At 71.0% G+C, this 383-nt stretch carries 1 protein-coding gene; it reads left to right on the forward strand.

Annotated features, from left to right (window positions below; translation table 11 throughout):
* Window positions 1-383 (forward strand): AraC family ligand binding domain-containing protein (locus FLP08_RS17310; protein WP_500681187.1); only part of this gene is annotated, 383 nt, incomplete at both ends.

The following is a 383-nucleotide window of genomic DNA, read 5'->3' on the forward strand; positions in this document are numbered from 1 at the left end:
CCTACCTCGCCCAACGCTTCGATCCCGACGCGCTCGGCCAGCCGGCCCTGGCCCTGCAGCTGGAGGCCCGGCACAACGACACCGAAGTGCCGGTGCACCGGCATCGCAAGGGCCAGCTGGTGGTGGCCTGCCGCGGCGGCATCACCTGCACGGTGCCCGATGGCCTGTGGATGGTGCCGGCCGGGTTCGGTGTGTGGATTCCCGGCGGCATCGCCCATAGCAACCGGGTCACCGCCAACGGCAAGGTCTGCTTCCTCTTCGTCGAGCCGGGGGCGGCACGCCTGCCGAGCGACTGCTGCACCCTGGCCCTGTCGCCGCTGGTCCTCGAACTGATCCTGCACCTGAGCGCGCAACCGCAGGACTATCCGCACGACGGCCCGCTC

The sequence above is a fragment of the Christiangramia aestuarii genome (assembly GCF_009735585.1).
GTDB classification, from domain to species: Bacteria; Bacteroidota; Bacteroidia; order Flavobacteriales; family Flavobacteriaceae; genus Christiangramia; species Christiangramia aestuarii.